General features: G+C 69.0%; 23 protein-coding genes. 17 read left to right on the forward strand and 6 right to left on the reverse strand.

Annotated elements, in window-relative coordinates:
- Positions 1–53: 53 nt before the first annotated feature.
- The 5 genes from mdo to ACIO3S_RS00785 all read left to right on the forward strand — a co-directional run bounded on the left by mdo (position 54) and on the right by ACIO3S_RS00785 (position 5938).
- Positions 54–1346 (forward strand): NDMA-dependent methanol dehydrogenase, encoded by a 1293-nt coding sequence (gene mdo, locus ACIO3S_RS00765; protein WP_160026054.1) that lies wholly within the window; start codon positions 54–56, stop codon positions 1344–1346.
- A gap of 97 nt (positions 1347–1443) precedes the next feature.
- The gene (locus ACIO3S_RS00770) at positions 1444–2637 is read left to right on the forward strand and encodes an AAA family ATPase (RefSeq protein WP_400458515.1); all 1194 of its coding nucleotides are present in this window, start codon (positions 1444–1446) and stop codon (positions 2635–2637) included.
- 18 nt (positions 2638–2655) lie between these two features.
- On the forward strand, positions 2656–4176 hold the full coding sequence (locus tag ACIO3S_RS00775; protein ID WP_400458517.1) for a VWA domain-containing protein: 1521 nt from the start codon (positions 2656–2658) through the stop codon (positions 4174–4176).
- Entirely contained in the window at positions 4173–5093 is a 921-nt protein-coding gene (mftM, locus tag ACIO3S_RS00780) for a mycofactocin oligosaccharide methyltransferase MftM (protein ID WP_400458519.1), read from the forward strand. Before ACIO3S_RS00775 ends, mftM begins: the two co-directional genes overlap by 4 nt.
- A 242-nt stretch (positions 5094–5335) precedes the next feature.
- Complete coding sequence (locus ACIO3S_RS00785) at positions 5336–5938, forward strand: acetate uptake transporter (protein WP_160026050.1); 603 nt, start codon at positions 5336–5338, stop codon at positions 5936–5938.
- A 17-nt stretch (positions 5939–5955) separates the two neighbouring features.
- Here ACIO3S_RS00785 and ACIO3S_RS00790 read toward each other — a convergent pair whose 3' ends face one another.
- Genes ACIO3S_RS00790 through ACIO3S_RS00805 form a run of 4 tightly spaced genes read right to left on the reverse strand, consistent with a single transcriptional unit; the run spans position 5956 to position 10494 of the window.
- Positions 5956–6639, reverse strand: a complete 684-nt coding sequence (locus ACIO3S_RS00790) for a response regulator (protein WP_400458520.1) — start codon at positions 6637–6639, stop codon at positions 5956–5958.
- 19 nt (positions 6640–6658) lie between these two features.
- Positions 6659–8026, reverse strand: a complete 1368-nt coding sequence (locus ACIO3S_RS00795) for a sensor histidine kinase (RefSeq protein ID WP_400458521.1) — start codon at positions 8024–8026, stop codon at positions 6659–6661.
- A gap of 10 nt (positions 8027–8036) precedes the next feature.
- Positions 8037–9281, reverse strand: a complete 1245-nt coding sequence (locus tag ACIO3S_RS00800; protein ID WP_400458522.1) for an iron-containing alcohol dehydrogenase — start codon at positions 9279–9281, stop codon at positions 8037–8039.
- A 1-nt stretch (position 9282) separates the two neighbouring features.
- Positions 9283–10494 carry a GAF domain-containing protein gene (locus ACIO3S_RS00805; RefSeq protein WP_350717442.1) on the reverse strand — a complete coding sequence of 404 codons (1212 nt, stop codon included), beginning with the start codon at positions 10492–10494 and terminating at the stop codon, positions 9283–9285.
- Positions 10495–10639: 145 nt separating this feature from the next.
- Here ACIO3S_RS00805 and ACIO3S_RS00810 point away from each other — a divergent pair, with 145 nt between their 5' ends.
- The 12 genes from ACIO3S_RS00810 to ACIO3S_RS00865 all read left to right on the forward strand — a co-directional run bounded on the left by ACIO3S_RS00810 (position 10640) and on the right by ACIO3S_RS00865 (position 23384).
- Entirely contained in the window at positions 10640–12163 is a 1524-nt protein-coding gene (locus ACIO3S_RS00810; RefSeq protein WP_400458525.1) for an aldehyde dehydrogenase family protein, read from the forward strand.
- Positions 12163–12555, forward strand: coding sequence for a DUF779 domain-containing protein (locus tag ACIO3S_RS00815; RefSeq protein WP_141802077.1), 393 nt, complete (start codon positions 12163–12165; stop codon positions 12553–12555). Before ACIO3S_RS00810 ends, ACIO3S_RS00815 begins: the two co-directional genes overlap by 1 nt.
- A gap of 37 nt (positions 12556–12592) precedes the next feature.
- Positions 12593–14572: an acetate--CoA ligase gene (acs, locus tag ACIO3S_RS00820; protein ID WP_400458526.1), complete on the forward strand. Its 1980-nt coding sequence runs from the start codon at positions 12593–12595 to the stop codon at positions 14570–14572.
- A 1-nt stretch (position 14573) separates the two neighbouring features.
- Positions 14574–14855 (forward strand): hypothetical protein, encoded by a 282-nt coding sequence (locus tag ACIO3S_RS00825; protein ID WP_400458528.1) that lies wholly within the window; start codon positions 14574–14576, stop codon positions 14853–14855.
- 125 nt (positions 14856–14980) lie between these two features.
- Positions 14981–15766 (forward strand): IclR family transcriptional regulator, encoded by a 786-nt coding sequence (locus tag ACIO3S_RS00830; RefSeq protein ID WP_400458530.1) that lies wholly within the window; start codon positions 14981–14983, stop codon positions 15764–15766.
- A gap of 138 nt (positions 15767–15904) precedes the next feature.
- A complete protein-coding gene (locus ACIO3S_RS00835) occupies positions 15905–16963 on the forward strand; it encodes an ABC transporter substrate-binding protein (protein WP_400458532.1) in 1059 nt (352 codons plus the stop codon).
- A 10-nt stretch (positions 16964–16973) separates the two neighbouring features.
- The gene (locus ACIO3S_RS00840) at positions 16974–17831 is read left to right on the forward strand and encodes an ABC transporter ATP-binding protein (protein WP_400458534.1); all 858 of its coding nucleotides are present in this window, start codon (positions 16974–16976) and stop codon (positions 17829–17831) included.
- Positions 17832–17834: 3 nt separating this feature from the next.
- A complete protein-coding gene (locus ACIO3S_RS00845) occupies positions 17835–18632 on the forward strand; it encodes an ABC transporter permease (RefSeq protein ID WP_400458536.1) in 798 nt (265 codons plus the stop codon).
- Positions 18629–20326: a dihydroxy-acid dehydratase gene (locus ACIO3S_RS00850; RefSeq protein WP_400458538.1), complete on the forward strand. Its 1698-nt coding sequence runs from the start codon at positions 18629–18631 to the stop codon at positions 20324–20326. Before ACIO3S_RS00845 ends, ACIO3S_RS00850 begins: the two co-directional genes overlap by 4 nt.
- A 119-nt stretch (positions 20327–20445) precedes the next feature.
- The gene (locus tag ACIO3S_RS00855; protein WP_400458539.1) at positions 20446–21645 is read left to right on the forward strand and encodes an FAD-dependent oxidoreductase; all 1200 of its coding nucleotides are present in this window, start codon (positions 20446–20448) and stop codon (positions 21643–21645) included.
- Between the two features lie 12 nt (positions 21646–21657).
- Positions 21658–22956, forward strand: a complete 1299-nt coding sequence (locus tag ACIO3S_RS00860) for an aconitase X (RefSeq protein WP_400458541.1) — start codon at positions 21658–21660, stop codon at positions 22954–22956.
- Positions 22953–23384 carry an aconitase X swivel domain-containing protein gene (locus tag ACIO3S_RS00865; protein WP_400458543.1) on the forward strand — a complete coding sequence of 144 codons (432 nt, stop codon included), beginning with the start codon at positions 22953–22955 and terminating at the stop codon, positions 23382–23384. Before ACIO3S_RS00860 ends, ACIO3S_RS00865 begins: the two co-directional genes overlap by 4 nt.
- Here the strand turns inward: ACIO3S_RS00865 and ACIO3S_RS00870 are convergent.
- Both ACIO3S_RS00870 and ACIO3S_RS00875 read right to left on the reverse strand, forming a co-directional pair.
- On the reverse strand, positions 23317–23568 hold the full coding sequence (locus ACIO3S_RS00870; RefSeq protein ID WP_400458544.1) for a heavy-metal-associated domain-containing protein: 252 nt from the start codon (positions 23566–23568) through the stop codon (positions 23317–23319). The genes ACIO3S_RS00865 and ACIO3S_RS00870 overlap by 68 nt on opposite strands.
- Positions 23569–23631: 63 nt before the next feature.
- A complete protein-coding gene (locus ACIO3S_RS00875; RefSeq protein ID WP_400458545.1) occupies positions 23632–25074 on the reverse strand; it encodes an MFS transporter in 1443 nt (480 codons plus the stop codon).
- Between the last annotated feature and the right edge of the window lie 49 nt (positions 25075–25123).

Below are 25123 nucleotides of genomic sequence, written 5' to 3' on the forward strand. Positions count from 1 at the left end.
CTCGCTCGGCGTACCTAATGTGCTGAGCGTCACACACCAACCGGAGGTTTGCCATGCAGGTCGACGAACTACTCAAGCCCTTCCCCATCAAGGAGTTCCACCCGTTCCCTCGAGCCCTCATGGGCCCCGGCGCTCACGAGATGATCGGGCCCGAGGCTCTGAAGATGGGCTTCCGTAAGACCCTCGTGATGACGTCCGGCCTGCGCGGCACGGACATCGTCACCAAGATCGTCGAGTCGATGAAGTACCACGGCCTCGAGGTCGTCGTGTACGACAAGGTCGAGTCCAATCCCAAGGACTACAACGTCATGGACTCGGTGAAGCTCTACCAGGAGAACGAGTGCGACTCGTTCGTCTCCATCGGCGGCGGCTCGTCGCACGACGCCTGCAAGGGCGCGCGCATCTCGGTCGCCCACGACGGCCGTAACGTCAACGAGTTCGAGGGCTTCAACATGTCCGAGAACCCGAAGAACCCGCCGCACATCGCCGTCTCGACGACGGCCGGCACCGGTTCCGAGACGTCCTGGGCGTACGTCATCACCGACACCACCACGGACCCGGACAACCCGCACAAGTACGTCGCCTTCGACGACGCCTCGGTGGCCAGCCTGGCGATCGACGACCCGGTGCTCTACTTCGACTGCCCTGTCGACTACACCGCGCAGTGCGGCTTCGACGTCCTGGCGCACGCCAGCGAGCCGTACGTCTCCCGGATCAACTTCCAGCCATCGCTCGGCAACGCGCTGCACGCGATCAAGCTGACCTCGGAGAACCTGCGGCAGGCGGTCTGGAACGGTCAGGACCTCGGCGGCCGCGAGGGGATGATGTACGCCCAGTACATCGCCGCTCAGGCGTTCAACTCCGGCGGACTCGGCATCATCCACTCGATCAGCCACGCCATCAGCGCGTTCTACGACACCCACCACGGCCTCAACAACGCGATCGCGCTGCCGCGGGTGTGGGCGTTCAACATGCCCACCCACTACAAGCGGTTCGCCGACATCGCTCGCGCGATGGGCGTCGACACCCACGGGATGACCGACGTGCAGGCCGCCGACGCGGCGCTCGCCGCGGCCATCCGGCTGCTGCGCGACGTCGGCATCACCGAGCGGTTCGTCGACGTCAAGCAGGACACGTACTCGAAGAACCGGCTCGGCCAGGGGCCGACCGCGTACTACGAGAACGCCAAGGAGATCGTCGGCGACGACACGGACGTCGACCGGATCACCAACCACGTCCTGGGTGACGCCTGCACGCCGGGCAACGCCAAGGAATGCACGTTCGAGACCGTACGTCCGGTGGTCGACCACTGCCTCAACGGCGACCTGGACGACCTGCTCGGCTGATCGGCCCGCCTGATCCCGCGAACGTGGCGGGTCCGGCCCGCTGAGACCACCGGCCGGACCCGCCACCTCGCCCCATCCACCACCTCGAGGAGTGCACGTGTCGACCACCACCGAACCGATCCAGGGCTTCACCGACGTCGAGAACACCCGCGCCCAGCTGGCGACGTGCGGCTACCTCGCCGACGACCGGCTCGCCACCACGGTCTTCCTGCAGACCCGGCTGGAGAAGCCGGTCCTGCTCGAGGGCCCGGCCGGCGTCGGCAAGACCCAGCTGGCCGAGAGCCTGGCCGCCGCGACCGGGCGGCGCCTGATCCGGCTGCAGTGCTACGAGGGCCAGGACGAGACCAAGGCGCTCTACGAGTGGGACTACGGCAAGCAGCTGCTCTACACCCAGATCCTGCGCGAGAAGATCGGCCAGGTCGTCGAGGACGCCGCCGACCTGAACGAGGCCGTCGAGAGGATCGCCAAGCAGGACTCGGTGTTCTTCTCCCAGCGGTTCCTGGCCGCGCGGCCACTGCTCGAGGCGATCGACTCCGACACCCCGGTGGTGCTCCTCATCGACGAGGTCGACCGTGCCGACGAGGCCCTCGAGGCGGTGCTGCTCGAGCTGCTCGCGGAGTTCCAGATCTCCATCCCCGAGATCGGCACCGTGACCGCCAGGACGATGCCGTACGTCGTCCTGACCTCGAACAACACCCGCGACCTGTCCGCCGCGCTCAAGCGCCGGTGCCTGCACCTGTTCCTCGACTATCCCGACGCGGTCCGTGAGCTGGAGATCATCCGGTCCAAGGAGACCGGACTCGCCGACTCGCTGGCCGCGCGGCTGGTCGACATCGTCCGGGGCATCCGCGAGCTGGAGCTGCGCAAGGCGCCCAGCATCTCCGAGACCGTCGACTGGGCCCGGACGCTGGCGGTGCTCGGCGTCGAGGAGCTCACCGCCGACGTGCTCTCGACGACGCTCAACGTGGTGGTGAAGTACGAGCGCGACCTCAAGCGGGTGATGGAGGCGCTGCCGCGGCTGGTCGACCCGAACGCCGAGGTCCCCGACCACCTGCACGGCCATGGGCACGGGCACGGCCACGGTCATGGCCACACCCGCGCCGCCCCGGCCGCCGGCCCGAATGATGGCGACCTCGACGGGCGTGCGGAACGGAAGGCGAAGGACCAGCCCGGCCGGCACAACGCGGGCTACTACGGCGGTGCCGGCGGCACCGGGCCGCGTACGGCACCTTCGGTGTCCACCAGCCAGGGCAGCCGGGCGTTCCCGTCGGCCCGCAAGCGTCCGGTCTGAGCCGGGATCGGGCCCGACATGGAGACCGCACTCCACCGTTTCATCCGGCTGCTCCGGCTCTGCGGCGTGCGCGTGAGCACCGCCGAGGTGATCGACGCGATGCACGCGGTCGCCCAGCCCGGAGTCCTCGAGCAGCGCCACCTGCTCCACGCCGCGCTGACCGCGAGCCTGGTCAAGGACCGTCGCGACCTGGACACCTTCGATCTCGTCTTCGACCGGTTCTTCGGGCTGCGCCCGGTCGTCGAGGACGCGGTCGAGCACGGGCACAGCCACGACGACCTCTCCGACGACGGCGAGCTCACCGACTTCACGCTCTCCGAGGAGCCGGGCGAGGTGCCCGAGGACGGGCACAGCCACGGCAAGCCGGACGACATCAAGGAGTACTTCAAGCCCGAGGACATGGCGCAGCGCTACAACCTCCACCAGGAGGCGAACAAGATCGACATCGCCGCGCTCACCGACGAGATCGTCCTCTCCAACGACCCCAAGTCCAGCCCCGGGGAGGCCGCGCGGGTCCAGCTCTCGACCAGCCGGATGCACAACCCCGGCAACCCGGGCGAGCTGATCCGGGACGGCGGGATGCAGCTCGACACCGAGCTGTCCGTGCAGGAGGAGATCGCCCTGCTGAGCTGGCTCGAGGAGCGCGAACCCGACAGCGGCATCGACGACGACGATGCCCTCGCGGAGCTCCGCAAGGCGCTCTCCCCATGGCTGGCGTCGCTGCCCGAGCGGATCCGGGACCACCTCGAGCGGCTGATGAGCATGGAGCGCGAGATCGAGTCGCGGGAGATCCAGGCGGCGCAGGCCGAGACAGTGGCCGAGCACGACCGGGCCGCACTGGAGGAGTCGCTGCGGAGGCTGCTCCGGAAGCTCCACGGAGCGCCACGGCCGCGGCGTACGGTCGCCGCCCGCGGCATCGTCGACGGCCGGCGGACGATGCGCACCAACATGAAGTACGACGGGGTGCCGTTCCGCCCGGTCACCGTCGCCAAGGCGCACGACCGGCCACGGCTGCTCGTCCTCTGCGACGTCTCCCTGTCCGTACGCTCCACCGCCCGCTTCACGCTGCACCTGCTGCACAGCCTGCAGTCGGTGGCCACCTCCGTTCGGTCGTTCGCGTTCGTGAAGGACCTGGTCGAGATCACCGACCTGTTCGCCGAGCACCGGATCGAGGACGCGCTGTCCCTAGTGTTGGCGGGCCTGCCTGCCGGCGGGGTGCTCGACGTGGACGCGGACTCGAACTACGGCGCCTCGTTCGAGCAGTTCCTCGAGCAGTTCGGCTCGGCCGTGAACCGGCGGACCACGCTGGTGATCCTCGGCGACGGCCGCGGCAACGGCAAGGATCCGGGCTTCGCCGCTTTCGAGGAGCTCACCCGGCGCGCCCGGTCGACGATCTGGCTCACCTCTGAGCCGCGCTACTCCTGGGCGCTCGGGGGCTGTGACCTGCCGGAGTACGCCGAGTGGTGCGACAAGGTCCAGGTCGTCCGCAATCTGCGCGGCCTGGACAACGTCACCCAGACGATGTCGGTCGGCCGATGACCACGCCGCCCGGCGAGCTGGACGTGATCGACGCGCTGCGACCCGGCCCCGAGGCCGGGGTCTACCGCGACGAGCTCGTCAGCGTCCGGGCCTGGCAGGGTCCGCGCCCGCGGCGTCATCTCGGGACGATCCGCACCCGCCATTTCGACGTGCACCGTGAGGGCCACCAGGTCCATCTGATCCACTGCCTGCGTACGGACCAGATCGACGACGACCTCTCGGGTCTGCTGGCCGAGGAGCTGTTCCAGCCCGGTTGGCTGCGCGGTCCCGACCTCTTCGAGCGGCTCTTCACCGGGGTCGTGGTCAGCAGCGCTCAGGACCCGGAGCAGGCGTGGGCGGCGTTCTACCGCAACACGCTGCGGCGCGTGGAGCAGGCGCTGCACCGGCCCGGTCCCGCCGCCCCGGCTCACGGAACCGTCGCCGAGTACGCCCCCGTCTACCGCTTCGTCGAGCAGCAACTGGCGCCCGGCTCGGTCCTCGAGGTCGGCTGTTGCTTCGGGTTCCTCTCGCTGCGGCTGGCCTCCGCGGGACGGGACGTGACCGCCTCCGACCTCTCCGCCGGCACAGTCACGCTGCTCAGCGCCGCGGCGGCCGGGCTGGGGGTGCCGCTGGCGACGCGAGCCGCCGACGCCACCCGGCTGCCGTGGTCGGACGGGGCCGCCGACAACGTGCTGCTGATCCACCTCCTCGAGCACATCGAGCCGAGCCTCGGCGACCGGGCGGTCGCGGAGGCGATCCGGGTGGCGCGACGCCGCGTGGTGATCGCCGTACCCCTCGAGGACGAGCCCGACGAGACCTGGGGACACGTCCGGACGGTCTCGCTCGATGACCTCGCCGCCTGGGGCGCGGCCTCGGGACACCCGCACCGGGTCGTCGAGCACCACGGTGGCTGGCTCGTCATCGACACCGACCGCTGATCGCCTCTCCGGCGGCGACCTGTCCGTCGGCGACGCGGACGAGCCGTCGTCCTCCCGGCGCCGCGTCAGGCCTGGTCAAGGCCCGGTCCGACCTGTCCGTCGGCCGCACGCGACCGCGCTGGAGGGCTACCCGCGGGCAGGTGCGCTACCGCCCGCTCGGCGGGTCCGTCGGTGTGTCGTACGTCACTACTTTGTGAGAACCGTGGCCCAGCCGGACGACGGTTGAACCCTTGGAGGAACCGATGACGAACACATCCATCGATGCAGTAGAGACCATGCCAGGCACCGCACCGACGACGTGGGGCGACCCCTTCCCGCTCGGCCTGGCCAGCTTCGGGATCTCGGCGCTCGTCCTGGCCACCGTGATGTCGGGGATCGTGGACGCGGCCGCCCTGCCCGCTGTCCTGCCCCTCGCGCTGGCCCTGGGCTTCGCGACCGAGCTCGTGGCCGGCCTGGTTCACTTCCGGCGGGGCGAGACGTTCCCGGCCCTGGTGTTCACCGCGTACGCCGGGTTCTGGCTCTCCTACGCCCTGCTCGTGCAGTTCTACGGCCCGATGGTGACCGCGGGCGGCGCCGCGATCACCGGGATGTTCCTGCTGGCCTGGGCGGTGTTCACGACCTACATGCTGCTCGCCGCGCTCCGCACCAACACCACCACGATCGTGATCTTCGTGCTCCTGGCCGGGGTCTTCTACCTGGCGGCCTTCGGGTCGTTCCTCGGCAGCGCCGCTCTTGGCCAGACGGCCGGCTACGTGCTGATCCTGGACGCCCTGGTGGCGCTCTACGCCTCCGCCGCGATCATCGTGAACACGACCTGGGACCGCACCGTCCTGCCGGTGCCGTGACGTCTCCGGCCGCCGGGTCAGAGGAGGCCGAGCTTGGACGCCTCGTACACCGCCTCGGCCCGGCGGCTGACGCCCAGCTTCCGCAGGATGTTGCCCACGTGGAACTTGGCGGTGGTGTCGGAGATGTAGAGCCGGTGGCCGATGGCACGGTTCGACAGCCCGTGCGCGAGCAGCTCCAGCACCTCCAGCTCGCGGGCGGTGAGCTCGGAGTCGTCGCTGGTCACCGGCATGTTCACGCCACGGATCATCGCCGCCGCGGAGCGCGCGTCGAAGGCGCTCCCGCCGCTCGCGACGTCCCGGATGGCGCGGACCAGCCCGGTGGTGTCGACATCCTTGACGACATAGCCACGGGCGCCGGCGCGGATCGCCTGCATCACCAGCTGCTCGTCGAGGAACGTCGTCAGCACGAGGATCAGCGCCTCCGGGTGCCGCTGGGTCAGCGCGGCGCACAGCTCGAGCCCCTCGGCGTCCGAGGACGAGGAGAGCTTCAGGTCGAGCAGCACGATGTCCGGGCGAGCGCTGTTGACCCGGGCCAACGCCTCGGCCGCCGTCGCCGCCTCCGCGACGACCCGGAGGCCGGGCTCGCGCTCGAGGATCGAGCGCAGACCCTGACGGACGATCGCGTGATCATCGACCAGCAGTACGTCGATGCCGGCCGTCATCCGGTCCGGGACCGCCTGGGGTGGGCTGAGCGTGTTCATCGGTTCCTCCTCGAAGCGGCTACTGCGGGTCCTCGATGAGCCCGCAGATCGTTCCCCGGCCGCGGTCCACGACCGGCAGCGGCACCCGGAGCTCCACTCGTACGCCGCCGAGGTGCGAGCGCCGGAACGCGACGGTGCCGCCGAGCTCGCCGATCCGGGTCTCGATGTTGGCCAGGCCCCGGTGCCTGCCGTCGATCGAGGCGCCGCGCTCGAGCCGCAGCTTCCGGGCGAGCAGGCCCGGATCCCCGCGGCCGTCGTCGGCGACCCCGACGTAGAGCTCGTGCTTGCGGTAGCGGAGCCGGAGCACCGCCTGGCTGGCCTCGGCGTGGATCGCCACGTTGAAGAGCGCCTCGCCGACCGCGCGGGCGATGTCGTGCTTGGCCTCCGCGGGCATCGGGCAGACCTCGCCCTCCACCCGCACCGACACGTCCAGATGCGGACGGTGGTGCTCGGCGACCTCGTGCAGCAGCTCGGGCAGCGACGACACCGTGTCGCGATGCGGCTGGTGCAGGGCGTAGATCGCCCGGCGGAGCTGCTCCACGGCGTCCTGGGTGAGCTTCTTCGCGGTGTTGAGGAGCTCACCGATCCGCTCCCCGGCCGGGCCCAGCTCCTCCGTCTCGCCGCGGGCGACCTCGACCGACATCCCCGCCGAGAGCACGAACTGGGTCACGCTGTCGTGCAGCTCCCGCGCGATGCGGTGGCGCTCGTGGTCGACCAGCTCGCGCTGGCGTGCCACCAGCAGCCGTTCCTCGGCCTGACGCAGCTCACGGGTGCGCTGCTCGAGGTCCCGCTCCCGGGCACCGACCTCGTCGTAGAGCCGCTGGGCGCGGCGGTGCTGGGCGAGCCCGGCCTGGTACTGCTCGGAGGTGTGCAGCGCCACCGCGGCCTCGTTGGCCAGGATCCGCAGCACCGACAGGTCCCCGGGCTCCGGGTCGTCGGCGAGCCCGTGGAGACCGACCAGGCTGCCGATCATGACGCTCTCCAGCGTCATCGGCACCCGCACCCAGCGAGCCGGCCCGGGTGCCCCGGTCGCATGTCCGGCGCGGATCGCGCCGAGCTCGCGACGTACGACTCCGGGGAGCTCCTCCTCGTCGCCGACCACCCGGCCGTCGTGGTCGACGACGATGAACCTCGGCCGGGCCCCGGTCAGGTGGCCGTCGGCCAGCGCCAGGATCGTCCACTCCGCGGCGAGGTGCACCGCGGCCGCCCGGGCCACCTCCTCCAGGAGCGCCCGGGGGCCCTCGACCGTGCGCACCAGTGCACGTGAGATCGAGTCCATGGCACGTACGGCCTGCTGCATGCGCTCGTCGGAGCGCAGGAAGGCGCGGTAGTAGGAGCGCTTGCCGGAACGTACGCCGGTCAGTGCTGCCAGGTCGGGAGCGCTCACTGGATCGCCCTCACAGGGCTTCTCGGAAGAGCGCGTGGATCTCGGCGCGGCTCGCCGGGCGGGGGTTCGTCGTCAGGCAGGCGTCGTCGAGGGTGGTCACCGACAGGGTGTCGAGATCGGTGTCGGTCACCCCGAGGTCTCTCAGGCCTCGGGGCACGCCGACGTCGTCGGCCAGGCGCCGCACGTGGTCGGCGAGCATCTCGGCGGCGACGTCACCGGGGACACCGTCGACCGGCAGACCGGCGGCGCGGGCCAGGCCGACGAACCGCTCGGGGACCGAGCGCGCGTTGTAGCGGATGACGTGCGGGAGCAGGACCCCGTTGACCACACCGTGCGGAGCGTCGAGCAGCCCGCCGACCTGGTGGCTCATCGCGTGGGTCGCGCCGAGGATCGCGTTGGTGAAGGCCAGGCCCGCCTGCAGGCTCGCCTGCGCCATCATCGCGCGATGCTCCATCGAGGTCGGGTCGGTGACGGTCGAGCGCAGGTGCCGGCAGACGAGCGCGACCGAGCTCATCGCGTGCCCGTCGGCCAGCGGGTTGTGCGCCAGCGAGACGTACGACTCGATGCCGTGGGTCAGTGCGTCCAGGCCGGTCGCGGCGTTGAGCGCCTCCGGCATCGTGGTCAGCAGGCGGGGGTCGGTGATCGAGACGTCGGGCACCAGGGCGCGACCCATGATCGTGATCTTCACCCGGCGGTCGGTGTCGGTGACGATGCAGAACTGGGAGACGTCGGCGCCGGTCCCCGAGGTGCTCGGGATCATCAGCATCGGCGGGATCGGCCGGGCGATCTGGTCGATCCCGGCGTAGTCGAGGATGTCGCCGCCGTTGCCCGAGAGCACCGCGACGCCCTTCGCGGCATCCATGCAGGAGCCGCCGCCGATGGCCACGATGACGTCGGCCTCGGCCTCGACGTACCTCTCGTAGGCGCGGCGTACCTCGTGGTCCTTGGGGTTCGGCGTGACCTCGGTCCACAGCACCGGGACGAGCCCCTCGGCCCGGAGCAGCCGGAGCAGCTCGTCGACCCAGCCGGCCTCGACGATGCCGGGATCGCTGACGACGAACGGTCGTCTGGCCCCGAGCCGGGCAGCGGCGTAGCCCGCCTCCTCGAGCGAGTTGTGCCCGAAGACCACCTCGGGGGCCTGGAACTTCACCACCTGGTCGAGCGGGGCAGCGGCCGGCGGGACCTGCTCCTGCCGAGGAGCCACCTCCCAGCTGCGTGCCATCACCGCCGTCGTCGGCGCCATTCCAGCGGTCATCTCAGAGACCGACCTCGCGGTCCAGCCGGGCGATCTGACCGTCGGCGAGGGCCAGCAACGGCGAGCCGGAGGGCAGCAGGGTCCGGAGCCGGAGCCACATCTCATAGTCGTCGGCGCCCCACGCCGACCGGGTCCACGTCGAGACCAGGTCGGGCTGGCCCGACTGCAGCACCGCCGCGCGCAGCTGCTGCGCCAGCGTCTCGCGGAGCCGGACCACGCCCGGCGCGACCGACCGCGGCAGGATCGGGCCGCGATAGCAACGGAGCGCGCCGGCGACGTCGCCCACCGCGAGCCGTGCCTCGACGCCCAGCCAGTCCCCGGTCACCTCGGTCGTGAGCCGGTAGGGCCGCGAAGCGAGGAACTCCTCTCCGAGCAGGTTGCGCAGCCGGTTCAGCTCGGCGCGGAGCGTCGAGGAACCGCCGTCGTCCTCGTACAGGAGGACCGCGAGCTCGTCGCCCGAGAGGCCGCGCGGGGCGCTGGCGAGGAGCAGGAAGATCTCGCTGTGGCGTGGGGAGAGCCGCAGCTGCGCGCGATGTCCGCGGCCGTCGTCGATCGACAGCAGCAGGTCCTGGCGGCCCAGGGTCTCCACGGCGATGCGTGCCCAGCCAGGCCGGGTCTCGGGCGGCCTCGGCAGCAGCTGCTCGCGGGCAAGCTCGGACTCCGCGAGCCTCGCGGCGGCGCGCACCATCGCCATCGTCTGGGGTACGACGATGGAGTCGCCGCCGGTGATGTCGAGGACGCCGAGCAGGCGCGAGTCGCCCGGGTCGTGGATCGGGGTCGCGGCGCAGCTCCACTGCTGCACCGAGCGCCGGAAGTGCTCGGCGGCGACGACGCTGGTCGGCCGGTCGAGCCGGAGCGCGAGCCCGGGAGCGTTCGTGCCGGCCAGGCGCTCGTCCCAGTTGCTCCCCTCGACGAAGCCGATCCGCTCCGCGCGGCGGAGTGCCGCCGGAGCACCGCACACCCAGAGCAGCTGACCGGCCTCGTCCGAGACGGCCATGATCGCGTCGCAGTCGCGCGCCGCCTGCCCGAGCACGTCGTCGAGGAGCGGAAACACGCGAGCCAGCGGATGGGCCGCGCGGATGTCCCGGAGCTGGTCCTCGGGCAGGGTGATCGGCGCGGACGTGTCGTCCGCGGTCACCCCGGCGGCAGCGGATCGGTGCCACGAGTCCGCCACGGCTGCACGCATGGAGGGGCTCTGCTTCGTGTCGTTCATCCGGACCTCCTCAAGTGATGAGGGTCACATTTGAAGGTTGCATTCACGTTGCATCGGTCGCGCAACGTTGCTGCAACCTCAGCGTTCCTAGCGTCTGTGACCACGATCACGCCCTAATGCCTGAACTGCCTGAGGAGAAATCCCGATGACCGTATACACAGCTCCCGGCCAGCCCGACTCGCTGGTCACCGTCCGAGGCCGCTACGGCCACTACATCGGTGGCGACTGGGTCGACCCGGTCAAGGGTGCCTACTTCGAGAACATCTCGCCGGTGAACGGCAAGCCGTTCACCGAGATCGCCCGGGGCGCGGCCGAGGACATCGAGGCCGCCCTGGACGCCGCACATGCTGCCGCTCCGTCGTGGGGGAAGACCTCGACGACGGAGCGGGCCAACATCCTGCTCAAGATCGCCGACGTGATGGAGGAGAACCTCACCGCGATCGCCGTCGCCGAGACCTGGGAGAACGGCAAGCCGGTCCGCGAGACGCTGGCCGCCGACATCCCGCTCGCCATCGACCACTTCCGCTACTTCGCCGGCGTGCTGCGTGCCCAGGAGGGCACCATCGGTGAGATCGACGAGAACACCGTGGCGTACCACTTCCACGAGCCGCTGGGCGTCGTCGGCCAGATCATCCCGTGGAACTTCCCGATCCTGATGGCGGTCTGGAAGCTCGCCCCCGCGCTCGCGGCGGGCAACTGCGTCGTCCTGAAGCCGGCCGAGCAGACGCCCTGGTCGATCCTCAAGCTCGTCGAGCTGGTCGGCGACCTGCTGCCCGCCGGAGTGCTCAACGTCGTCAACGGCTTCGGCGTCGAGGCCGGCAAGCCGCTGGCCTCCTCGCCGCGCGTCGCCAAGGTCGCCTTCACCGGTGAGACCACCACCGGCCGCCTGATCATGCAGTACGCCAGCCAGAACATCATCCCGGTGACCCTGGAGCTCGGCGGCAAGAGCCCGAACATCTTCTTCGACTCCGTCGCCGCGGAGAAGGACGCCTTCTACGACAAGGCGCTCGAGGGCTTCACGATGTTCGCCCTCAACCAGGGCGAGGTCTGCACCTGCCCGTCGCGTGCGCTCGTCCAGCGCTCGATCTACTCCGACTTCGTCGGCGACGCCATCGCCCGGGTCGAGAAGATCAAGCAGGGCAACCCGCTCGACGACACCACGATGATCGGCGCCCAGGCCAGCAACGACCAGCTCGAGAAGATCCTGTCCTACATCGAGATCGGTAAGGACGAGGGCGCCAAGATCCTCACCGGTGGCGAGCGGAGCATCCTCGAGGGAGACCTCGCCGAGGGCTACTACGTGCAGCCGACGGTCTTCGAGGGCGACAACTCGATGCGGATCTTCCAGGAGGAGATCTTCGGGCCGGTCGTGTCGCTGACCGGCTTCGACGACGAGGCCGACGCCCTCAAGGTCGCCAACGACACCCTGTACGGCCTCGGCGCCGGTGTCTGGTCGCGTGACGGGTCGCAGGCTTTCCGGGCCGGCAAGGAGATCAAGGCCGGCCGGGTCTGGACGAACTGCTACCACGCCTACCCGGCCCACGCGGCCTTCGGCGGCTACAAGCAGTCCGGCATCGGTCGTGAGACCCACAAGATGATGCTGGACCACTACCAGCAGACCAAGAACCTGCTCGTCAGCTACAGCCCCGACGCACTCGGGTTCTTCTGATGAGCGCGACCCACGCCTCCTCCCTTCCGGCGCGGGTCGCCGTGACCGACGGGGCGGCGGACCTGCTCCGCCGCCTCGTCGGTATCCACGGGCCGGTCATGTTCCATCAGTCCGGTGGATGCTGCGACGGCTCCGCCCCGATGTGCTACCCGAGCGGTGACTTCATGCTCGGCGACGCCGACATCCACCTGGGTGACCTGGACATCGGGCTGGACCAGCAGGTGCCGGTCTGGATGTCGCGCTCGCAGTTCGAGTACTGGTCGCACACCCACCTCACCATCGACGTCGTCCCCGGACGCGGCGCCGGGTTCTCCCTGGAGGCGCCCGAGGGCGTGCGGTTCCTGATCCGGTCGCGACTGTTCACCGACGACGAGGCCGCCCTGCTCGGCTAGCGCCTCCCCTCCCGCCCTCCCGAGAAAGCACGACGCCATGACCGACCTGACCATCCCCAGCAAACCGATCCGCTTCGACCCTCCGGCCGACCTGGCTGCTGCCGCCAACGTCACCGAGGAGGCGTACGCCCGGGCCGAGTCCGACGTCGAGGCCTTCTGGGCCGAGCAGGCGGAGCGGCTGACCTGGGCCGAGCCGTTCACCGAGGTGCTGGACTGGTCCGACGCACCCCACGCGCGGTGGTTCGCGGACGGGAAGCTGAACGCGGCGTACAACTGCGTCGACCGGCACGTCGAGGCCGGTCGCGGCGACAAGGTGGCCTTCCACTTCATCGGCGAGCCCGGTGACACCCGGGACATCACCTACGCCGACCTCAAGGACGAGGTGTCCCGAGCCGCCAACGCGCTGACCGACCTCGGCGTGGTCAGCGGCGACCTGGTCGCGATCTACTTGCCGATGATCCCCGAGGCCATCGTCGCGATGCTGGCCTGTGCCCGCATCGGGGCCACCCACACCGTGGTCTTCGGTGGGTTCTCGGCCGAGGCCCTCGCCTCGCGGATCGAGGACTGCCGGGCCAAGCTGGTGATCACCTCCGACGGCGGCTACCGTCGCGGGGCTCCGTCGGCGCTGAAGCCGGCGGTCGATGCGGCCCTGGCGCGGCTGGGCGGCCAGAGCCCGGTGGAGCACGTCCTCGTCGTGCGCCGCACCGGGGAGTACGTGCCGTTCGACGACGCCACCGACCTGTGGTGGCACGACGTCGTCGACAGCGCTTCGCCCGAGCACACGCCGGAGGCGTTCGATGCCGAGCACCCGCTGTACGTCATGTACTCCTCGGGCACGACCGGGAAGCCCAAGGGCATCCTGCACACCACCGGCGGCTACCTGACGGGCGCGTCCTACACGCACCACGCCGTGTTCGACCTCAAGCCGGACACGGACGTCTACTGGTGCACCGCCGACATCGGCTGGGTCACCGGACACAGCTACATCGTCTACGGGCCGCTCGCCAACGGCGTCACCCAGGTGCTCTACGAGGGCACTCCGGACAGCCCGCACCGGGGTCGCTGGTGGGAGATCATCGAACAGTACGGCGTGACCCTCTTCTACACCGCCCCGACGGCGGTCCGGACGTTCATGAAGTGGGGACGCGAGATCCCGGACAGGTACGACCTCACCTCGCTGCGGCTCCTCGGATCGGTCGGCGAGCCGATCAACCCCGAGGCTTACCTCTGGTACCGCACCGTCATCGGCGGCGACCGCTGCCCCGTCGTCGACACCTGGTGGCAGACCGAGACCGGTCAGATGATGATCAGTCCCCTCCCCGGGGTCACCGCCGGCAAGCCCGGCTCGGCGATGCGGCCGCTGCCCGGTATCGGCGCCGACGTGGTCGACGAGGAGGGTCGTTCGGTGCCGAACGGGTCGAGCGGCTACCTGGTCCTCACCAAGCCGTGGCCCGCGATGCTGCGCACGTTGTGGCAGGACGACGACCGCTTCGTCGAGACGTACTGGACTCGCTTCGCGGATCTCGGCTACTACTTCGCCGGCGACGGAGCCAAGAAGGACGAGGACGGCGACATCTGGATCCTGGGCCGTGTCGACGACGTGATGAACGTGTCCGGACACCGCCTCTCCACGAGCGAGATCGAGTCCGCCCTGGTCTCCCACCCGCGGATCGCCGAAGCAGCCGTCGTCGGCGCCGTCGACGAGACCACCGGCCAGGCGGTCGTCGCCTACGTGATCCTGCGCTCCGGGGACGGCAACACCGGCGAGGCGCTGATCCAGGAGCTGCGCAACCATGTGGCCCGAGAGATCGGGGCCATCGCCAAGCCGCGGCAGATCACGATCGTCCCGGAGCTGCCCAAGACGCGGTCCGGGAAGATCATGCGCCGCCTCCTGCGCGATGTCGCCGAGGGCCGAGATGTCGGCGACACCACCACGCTCAGCGATCCGAGCGTCATGGCCCTGATCGCGAACCGCGACGCCGCACACGCTGCAGACACCGCAGCGGCGGAGGCATGAGATGGCTGTGCCCGCCACCGGCGTCGATCCCAGGACGATCGGGCACAGCTGGATCATCGTGGCCCGGCACCGCCAGCCCGCAGGGACGGCGGCTCCAGCGCCGTGGGGCGAGGCACACCTCAAGCGGATCGGCACGTCCGTGACCATCTGCGGTGTGCCGGCCCAGGGGTGGCACGCGTTCTGGCACCTGCGGTCCGAGGACATCCGCCGCTGGTGCGCCGAATGCTCCGCAGCGGCAGCACTTCGAACACGACAGCGAGTCACTGACAATCCTTCGCCCTGATCCGACCTCAATCGAAAAGTTACCCTTCGACCATCAGACCAGCCGTGTGGTGACCGTCCCTAGCCGCCGTGCTCTGGTTCGGGTTACAACGGACGATGAGTTCTGGTGGGCGAGAGGAGCTGGAGTTGTCGGACCGGCGATCGGTTGTCAAGCGCACCCTGAAGATCCTCGAGGCGTTCGTGGTGGGCCGCGAGGCGATGAGCCTCTCCGAGCTCAGCCGGCGGTCCGGCATCCCGCTCACCACCACGTTCCGGATCGTCGCGGAGCTGGCGGAGGGTGGCGTACTCGAACGTGATGCCGCCGGCAATTACCGCATAGGACTGCGGCTGTGGGAGGTGGCCTCCCTCGCGCCTCGCTCGGTGGGCCTGCAGCGGATCGCGCTGCCGTACATGCAAGACCTCTACGAGACGACACATCTCGGTGTGCATCTCGCCGTGCGTGAGAAGGGCGAGGTGGTGTTCGTCGAACGGCTCGTAAGCCCGGACAACCTGAGCGGCAGTCCGCGGGTCGGCGGCCGCTACGCCATGCACGCGACCGCAGTGGGGATGGTCCTGCTTGCCTACGCCCCGAAGGAGGTTCTGGACGACCTCCTGAGTGGTCCGCTCCCGTCGTTCACCAGTCGAACCTGCACCGATCCGCACGAGCTGCGGCGCGTTCTCGCGGACGTGCGGCGGAAGGGTTACGCATACAGCGACCGGCAGATCAGCAACGAGTTCGTCTCGGTCGCATCACCCATCTACGGGGCCGAGGGTGGGGTCGTCGCAGCACTGTCCTTGATCGTGCCGTTCGCTGAGGCGAAAGGGCCGGCCCACGGTCACTTGGTGCAGTCCAGTGCGCGCGCCATCTCGCGCGCCCTCGGTGCGAATCTGTCGACCCCACGCAGCAGCCGGGCTCTACGCGAGTCCGGGTAGGAACGTACCGGCCGCGGAGGTGTGGGCGACAACATTCCCTTCCGATATGCGGAAAGCGCGGTGGCCTCTGAGCGAGTGTGACTGAAGTCTCTTCTACGACGCCTCGAGCGTCGTGGCACACCGCAAGGAGAACCGACTGTGACCTCGTTCAACTCAACTTCGCATCCCGGCCCGGGACTCACCCGGCGCTCGTTCCTGAACCGCTCCGCGCTGACGGTCGCCGCTGCGGCATTGAGCCCCAGCCTGCTCAGCGCATGCGGATCGACCGCCACGTCCTCGGGGAAGGTGACGTTTCTGAGCTACTTGCCCATGGAGACGCTGTCGATGACCGCCGAACTGCTCGCCGATGCCGGCGGCTACTTCAAGGAGCAGGACCTCGACGTCCAGTTCCAGGTGACTCGGGGTTCACCGCAGGCGATGCAGAGCCTCCTCGGCGGGATCGCTCCGATCACCCGTATCGGGCAGATCGACCTGATGTCGGCTGCCGGCGACGGTCAACCTCTGGTCAACGTAGGCAGCCTCGTGCGTGGCTCTGCATTGCGATTCTTGTCCGCTTCGAGCGACCCCTTGGAGAAGCCCGAGGACTTCGTCGGCAAGACGATGGGCGTCCCGTCCGAAGGTGGGACGAGCGACAAGGCGCTGTCCCTGATGCTCTCCAACGCTGGACTCGACCCAGCACAGGTCAAGCGGCAGGTCGTCGGCTTGACGCCGGGCACTTTCAACCTGGTCCAGCAGGGCAGGATCGCCGGATACATCGTCAGCATCGACACCGCCAACGTCGTCGCGTCACAGAACGACGACTGTGTTGTGTTCGACCCGGGGACGTCGGTCAAGTCCGACGCTCAGGTCTACACCTCGACCACCAAGGCGATCGAGAGCGACGGCGAGACGATCACGCGATACCTGACCGCGATCCAGGCTGCGCTCGCCGATGCGGTTGCCGACGAGAAGCTCGACGAGACGCTGAAGGTGCTGCGCAGCAAGTATTCGTTCCCCTCCCTCGACGACGACAACATCGCAAGGAAGAGCCTGGCGTCCCTCCGCTCGCTGTGGACGGCGGACGGCACCCAGCCGATCCTCAGAACTGACGAGGACTACTGGAAGGCGGGATACGACGAGCTCGCGAAGGCCGGGATGGTGAAGTCCGGCGCCAATCCGTCCACGTGGGTCGACAACGGCCTGCTGCAGAGCTCCTGAGAGGAAGACGATGTCCACTTCGCATCGGACCCCAGCCCTGCTCCCTGAGCAGGAAGTGACGGCCACAGAGAATCCCCGCGCCGGCGGCGCGCCCAAGCTCGAGATCCGTGGAATCAGCAAGGAGTTCAAAACTCGGCGCAAGAACACTCTCGCACTCTCCGACATCAACCTGACCATCGATGACAGGGAGTTCGTCTCGCTGATCGGCCGGTCCGGTTGCGGCAAGACCACACTCCTTCGAACCATGGCCGGACTGATCAGTCCCACGGCGGGGGAGATCCTCGTCGACGGCAGGCCGCTGTGGCAGGGAGCCAAGGTCGATCCCACCGTCGTGAACCAGCTCGGCGTGGTCTTCCAGGAGGCGAACCTGTTCCCCTGGTACTCCGTCCTGGACAACATCGCCCTGCCCCTCAAGCTGCGCGGCACGGGGACGAAGGCCCGGCGTGAACGCGCCGGTGAGCTCGCCGAGCTGGTCGGCCTGAAGGGCTTCGAGAAGTCCTACCCCCGCGAGCTGTCCGGTGGCATGCGGCAGCGCGTCGCCATAGCGCGAGCGCTCAGCTGCAACCCCAAGCTTCTGCTCATGGACGAGCCGTTCGGCGCGCTCGACGCCCTGACCCGCGAGCGGATGAATCTCGAGCTCCAGCGGATCGCGCTCGCCACCCAGGCCACCGTCGTCTTCGTCACACACGACATCACCGAGGCCGTGTTCCTCGGGGACCGAGTCGTGCACCTGACCCCGCGGCCCGGTCGGATCCGTGACATCACCAGCGTCGACTTCGCTCGCCCCCGAGCCATCGACGTCCAGACCGAAGCAGAGTTCGGCCACCTCATCCGTGACCTACGTCATGCGCTCGATGAAAGGGATTAGCAGATGAGTCGCGAGAGAATCTTCAAGCTGCTGCCCTGGCTGAGCACGCCGCTGCTCCTACTGCTGCTCTTCGTGCTCTGGGACCTGTTCATCAAGGTGTTCGGCATCTCCGAGCTCGTCCTGCCGCCGCCAGGCACGGTTCTCGACAGTTTCATCGACATGGTCCAGCGGCCCGAGACCTGGCAGCACGCGCGGGTCACCACCTTCGAGACGGTGGTCGGCTTCGGCCTCGCGATGCTGTTCGGTGTGACCTCCGGAGTCATCCTCGGCAAGATCCCTTGGCTCGAGCTGAGTCTGAGACCCATGATCGTGGCATCCCAGGTAGTCCCCAAGGTCGCTCTGATCCCGCTCTTCGTGATCTGGTTCGGCTTCGGGGTCACCTCGAAGATCATCATGGCGGCGATGCTCGCGTTCTTCCCGATCATGCTGAATGTCCAGCTAGGGGTGCGGTCGGTGGACTCCGGCCAGCGCGAGGTGATGCGCAGCCTGAACGCGACCCGCTGGCAGACGTTCACCAATCTCGAGCTCAAGAGCACGCTGCCGTACGTCTTCGCCGGCATGGAGGTCGGCATCGTCTTCGCCGTCATCGGCACCATCGTCGGCGAGTACCTCGGAGGCAGTGAAGGACTCGGCTATCTGGTCGTGGTGACCCTGAACCAGCTGAACGCCCCAGAGCTGTTCGCCGTCATCATCTTGCTGTCCGCGCTCGGCCTCGCGCTCTACTTCACCGTCACCAGCCTGAAGCGATTCTTCATCCCCTGGCACGAGTCGGTCTACAACAAGGCCGAGGTGAGCCGGTGACTGGCGAGCTGCGCAGCAACCTCCCTGTGGGCAGCCCCCGCTGGGCGACCCGTCGCACCCAATGGCGAGCGCTCGGGCTCGACGACGAGGACATGACGAAGCCGAAGATCGCGATCGTCAACTCCTCCTCGAAGCTCGCGCCGTGTTTCAGCCACCTCGATCAGATCGCGGACAAGGTGAAGGAGTCGATCGATGCAGCGGGCGGGGTCGGATTCGAGATCCGCACTGTCGCACCCACCGACTTCATCATGAGCGCCGGCCGAGGGGGTGGCTACGTCCTGTCCAGCCGCGACCTGATCAGCAACGACGTCGAGGCCGTCGTCGAGGGCGCCCAGCTCGACGGCATGGTCTGCCTCGCTTCCTGCGACAAGACCACGCCGGGACAGCTGATGGCAGCCGCTCGCACCAACATCCCCACACTGGTGGTCTCCTGCGGCTATCAAAGCTGCGGCACGCTTGAGGACGGTCAGCCGGTCGACATCGAGGAGGTGTTCATCCAGGCCGGTCACGTCGCGTCCGGCTCGGTCACGGTCGAGTCCCTGTGCGATATGAGCGACCGAGCGATCACCGGTCCCGGCGTCTGCAGCGGAATGGGAACCGCGAACTCGATGCACATCGTCGCCGAGGCGCTCGGGATGGCGATACCCGGCTCCACACCCGTACGCGCGAACAGCCCCCGGATGTGGGCCGCTATCGCTGCATCGGGTCGCGTGATCGTGGATGCGATCGTCGAGGGCCGCCGGCCGCGCGACATCCTGACCGCCGGCGCGTTCGAGAACGCGGTGATGACGGTGCTCGCCGTGAGTGGGTCGATCAACACCGTCAAGCACCTCCAGGCGATCGCCCGTGAGGCTGACTCCGACGTGGACGTCTACGCACTGTTCGAGCGGTACGCCGAGAGCGTCCGGCCGTTGTCGGCGGTCAGGCCCAACGGCGAGGAGTCCATCGAGCGATTCGAAGATGCGGGCGGAGCGCTGGCAGTGCTCAAGCAGCTCGGAGACCTCGTCCACGGCGACCAGGTCACCGTCACCGGTGAAACCGTCGCCGAACGAGTGGCTGCCGCGATCGTGAAGGACGAGGAGATCATCCGACCCGCCACCAGACCGCATGGCGACCACGCCTCGGTCGTCGTGATCCGTGGTTCGCTCGCGCCGGCATCGGCCATCGTGAAGCTCTCGGCCACCGAGCGGCGACCACGCACCTTCCGCGGGCCGGCCCGGGTCTACAGCGATGCTGCCTCTGCCATCGCCGGCATCGAGCGGGGCGAGCTGCAGCCAGGCGACGTGCTCGTGCTGCGCGGGCTCGGTCCGATCGGAACGCCGGGCATGGGCATGGGCTCGCAGACCGTGTTCGCCGTCGATGGAGCCGGGCTCACCGGGCAGGTCGCGATCGTGACCGACGGACAGCTCTCCGGCCTCGTGAACAAGGGCATCGTGGTCGGGGAGGTGTCGCCCGAGGGCGCGCTCGACGGGCCGCTGGCCCTGGTCGCGGACGGCGACCTGATCGAGATCGACCTCAGTAGACGCCGAGTCGATCTCCTCGTGGCAGACGAGGAGCTGGCGCGCCGAAGCCGAACTGTGGGACCCGACCAGGCCGCACCTCCGACCTCTGGGTGGCTCGACGTCTACGCCCGATCGGTCGAGCCCCTCCATCAGGGAGCGACGCTGCGCCGGGCTCCCGAACCGCTCATCTGACACCTGCCTTCGACGATCGAGGAGAACCAGTGCCGCATCCACTTACCGAGCTACGTATCAACACCGTCACCAAACCGCCGGGCAGGGTTGCGGAGCACGTCGTGGCAGATGTCTGCGTGGTGGGCGCGGGCATCTCCGGCCTGTCCGCGGCAATCGAGGCGCGGCGGCTAGGCCGGACCGTCGCCCTGCTCGACGCGCTGCCAGTTCTCGGCGGCCAGTGCGTCAACTCGCTCATCGGCCTGTTCTGCGGTGTCTATGGCAACGGCCCTGACTACCGTCAGCTCACCCATGGCATCTTCGACGAGATGTTCGCGGACCTCGGTCGAACAGGGGATATCCACTTCAACGACGGCCACACCCGGACTGTCAGCTACGACGAGGTGGTCCTCGGCCGTTGGGTGGAGAACCTGGTCCAGCGGCTCGGTATCCGGGTCGTGGTCGGGGCATCGGTATCCAACGTCGACATCGAGGACGGCAGGGTCCGCTCGGTCACGTTCGCCACCCGGCATGGGGACGTTCGCGTCGCGGCAGCCGGCTTCGTCGACGCGACGGGTGACGCAGCGCTCACCTGGGAAGCGGGTCTGCCGTGTCGTGTCCCGGAACGGACCGTTTGGGGGTCGCAGCAGATCCGGCTGGAGAACCTGAACGAGGCGTCGAAGCCGTCGCCGGAGGAGCTGGTCGCTCGAGTGGACGAGAAGGCCGAAGAGTACGGCTTGGTGCGGCGTGATGGTCTGGCGTTCTTCTTCCCGGGCAGGAACACGGCTGTCATGAACATGACCCACGTCGAGGCGCCCTTGGAGGCCGTACGCGCCGCCGAGGCGCAGCTCGAAGGACGTGCGCAAGCAGACCGGGTTGTGGCCTTCCTGCGGCGTGAATTTCCTGCTGCCTTCGGGCGGGCGAACGTGCGCAGCTATGGCCTGCCGGGCCGGAGACAGACCCGTTGGATCGCAGCTGAGCACCAGCTGTCCCTCCAGGAAGTTCGCGACGGGACACCGTTCGAGGACGCGGTCGCACGCACCGCGTGGCCGGTCGAGCTCCATGACCGCATCGAAGGCTACGTCTGGGAGACGTTCGCGCCCGACCATGTGCACTATGTCCCACTCCGTAGCCTGATCCCGCTCGGGTCGCAGAACCTGGTCGCGGCCGGCCGCTGCGTCGACGGAGACGCCGCTGCGCTGTCCAGCGTTCGGGTCATGGGCCCCTGCGCGGCGATGGGATTCGGTGCGGCTCATGCGCTCGACCTCGCAGCCGAGGACGGCTTGGGAGCCATAGACTCGGCCTCGCTGCGCAAGCGCGTCTACGAGAACGTCGAGGCCTGAAGAGGTGGCCGCGTGAGACTCACCGATGACGAGAAGGCGATGCTCGACGGAGCCGAGGGCCGAGCTGTCGCGGCCGCGATGGATCTGCTGGTGCGGTATGGCAACGCGCTGGGCGCCGAGCGGCTGTGCGAGACACGGAACGTCGCCGGCACCACGACGCAGCCGTCGCCTGCGAAGACCGCCCTGTTCGAGGAGGGCGGATGGGCCAAGGCGTTTGCCGTGATCAGTCTCGACTGCGACGACGACATCGACATGCCACAGATGAAGGTGCCGACCTGCCAGCTGCAGCACGGCTTCGGCGACGAGGCGCTCGGCATCATGCCGTACGGGAAGCGGAACATCGAGATCCAGGCCGACGCGGAGTCCTTCTACAGTGAGAAGGGCGTCAACGTCCTCGCCACCTGTACGCCGTACCAGGTCGGCAACCTGCCGACCTACGGCGAGCACATCGCCTGGATGGAGTCCTCGGCGGTCGTCTTCGCCAACTCGGTCCTCGGGGCACGCACCAACTGTGAAGGTGGCGCCTCGACCGGGTCGGCGAGCATCACCGGCCGCATCCCCTGCTGGGGCAATCACCTGGTGGAGAACCGCTACGGCACTCACCTACTGGAGTCCAGCCTGCGCATGACGGGCTTCCAGGACTGGGGGATGTTCGGCTACTTCGTCGGCGACGTCGTCCAGGAGGCGCGCCCGGTGATGGTCGGCGATCTCGGACAGCCCGACCTTGCCGACCTCAAGCACTTCGGAGCGGCGGCGGCTTCCTCCGGAGGAGTGGAGATGTTCCACATCCCTGGACGCACCCCGGACGCTCCGACCCTCGAGGCAGCATTCGGCGGGCGGTCGCTGCCCGACGCGGTCCACTACGGGGAGCGCGAGCGCCGAGAGATCTATGAGTCGCTGAACGCGATCGGCGACACGGAGGAGGTCGACTTCGTCCTCATCGGCTGTCCGCACGCGTCGCTGGAGCAGATCCAGGTCGTAGCGCGTCTGCTCGATGGGCGCCGTCTCGCGTCGGGTACGGAGCTGTGGGTGATGACTCCCCGTGCCCTTCGCACGGTCGCTGATCGCAATGGCTGGACCGCCACGATCGAACGTGCGGGTGGCCGAGTGTTGACGGACTCCTGCCCGGCGATGTCGCGGGTAGCTCCGGTCGGGACGAAGGTGTTCGCGACCGACTCTGCAAAGCAGGCCCACTATCTCCCGGCGATCCTCGGCATCGAGGCGTGGTTCGGCACCACGGAGGAGTGTGTCTCCGCCGCGGTCACCGGGCGCTGGCGGGGTTCGCTGGCGCCGGCGGAGGTCGTGCGATGAGTCGCGGGACTGATGGTGTGCTGGTTCTGCGGGGGCGCGGGATCGTCCCCGGCTGTGTCCGAGGGGAGGCCTTGGTCTCCCACGAGACGATTTCCGGATGGGGTGGCATCGATCCCGCGACCGGCCGGATCATCGAACGCCGCCACGAGCTGTACGACGTGTGCTTCACCGGCAAGATCTTGGTCTTCCCGGGCGCCAAGGGGTCGTCCGGGTGGTCCGGCTTCTTTCAGGCCACACGTCTGCTGGGCACCGCACCGCGGGCGATGGTCTTTACACATCTGACCACCAAGGCTGCCCTTGGTGCGATCGTCACCCGTGTGCCGGCAGTGACCGATCTCGACGACGACCCGTTGGCGCGGATCACCACGGGCGACTGGGTCGAGGTCGACGCCGATCGCGGCTTGGTGAGCGTGCTCTCACGGCTGTGAAGCTGCTGCCGGCCAGGGCGGTGATCAGGTCGGCGGCGGAGACGTCACCGGTGACGGTGATCTGTCCGGTCTCGCGGTCGGCGGTCAGGGTGGCGACGCCGGGGAGGTCGCGGAGCCGAGCCGTGGCTTCACGGACGCATCGAGGGCAACGCATGCCCTCGACGTACAACTGAATGGTCTGCATGGCGGTCTCCTTGTGCCTTCGTGGCCCCGGAACGACCCGGGGCCACGAAGAGGGGTCGGACTGCTAGCGGCCGGCGGGAACCGACTCGGCGGCGGTCGCTGTGCGGACCGGCTTCCAGCCGATCCCGGTGACGACCGCACCGGCGAGGGCGATGCCGGCCGCGCCGAGGAAGCCGGCTGAGAAGCCGTCGGTCATGGCGGCCAGGTCGCCGACCTGGTCGGAGCCGTACGCGGAGGCGACGACGGTCATCGCCGCCAGCCCCAGCGCGGAGCCGACCTGGTAGCTGGTGTTGACGATCCCGGCGGCGAGACCGCACTCCTCGGGTGCGGCCGCGCCGAGCGCCGTGCTCAGCGACGGGATGAACGCCAGTGCCATGCCCGCCGCGGTGACCAGCGTCGCCGGGAGCACGTCGACGGCGAAGCTGCCGTCGGCGTCGATCAAGGAGAGCCAGACGAGGCCGATCCCGAGGACGACGAGGCCGCCGACGGTCATCGCCTTGGGTCCGTACGCGGCGGTCAGTCGCGGGGCGATGGCGACCATGCCGAGCATGATCGTCACCGTCATGGGCAGCAGGGCGGCGCCGGACTCGAAGGCACCGAGCCCGAGCACCTGCTGGAGGTAGAGGTTGATGAAGAAGAACATCGGGATCCAGGCCGCGCCGAGCAGGAGCTGGGCGATGTTGGCGGCGGCCAGGTTCGGCGCCCGGAAGATCCCCAGACGCATCAGCGGTGCCGCCGAGCCGGCCTGCAGGGCCACGAAGGCGGCGAGCAGGGCGATGCCGACGAGACCGGCGATGAGCGTGCTGGGCGATCCCCAACCCTGCTCGGGGATGCGTACGACGGCGAACACCACCGCGGCGAGGCCCAGCGTGACGGTGAGCGCGCCGAGAACGTCGATGCGGCCGCGCTGCGCCTGGCCCGCCGGCATCACGGCGGGCGACAGGAGGAGTACGCCGACGGCGATCGGCACGTTGATGAAGAAGACCCACGGCCAGGACAGGTACTCGGTGAGCACGCCACCGAGGAACACGCCCGCCGTTCCGCCGGCCGGGGCGGCCGCGCCGTAGAGCGCGAGGGCCTTGGTCAGCTCCTTCGGGTTCGCCCCGAAGGTCATGAACAGGAGCGTCAGTGCCGACGGTGCGATGAGCGCGGAACCGGCGCCCTGGACGGCGCGACCGACGATCTCGACCGCGACGCCGTCAGCGAGTCCGGCGACGAGGGAGCCGATTCCGAGGACCAGCCACCCGATGGCGAAGATCCGTCGGGCGCCGAGCAGGTCGGAGAGCCGGCCGCCCAGCAGGAGGAGGCCGCCGAAGGCCACCACGTAGGCGTTGAACACCCAGCTGAGGCCCTGCGGGGCGAATCCGAGGTCGCGCTGTATCTCAGGGAGTGCGACTCCGATGATGGAAGTGTCCATGATGACCATGAACTGGGCGGCGGCGATGAGGCCGAGGGCGAGCCAGCGGCGGCTGTTGGCACCCGCCGCCGGGGATGCTGTGGAAGACATGGTTCTCTCTTTTCGTCAGGGCGGCCGTCCGACCGCGTGAAAGAGAACC

The sequence above is a fragment of the Nocardioides sp. NPDC087217 genome, from assembly GCF_044744805.1.
Classification (GTDB): Bacteria; Actinomycetota; Actinomycetes; order Propionibacteriales; family Nocardioidaceae; genus Nocardioides.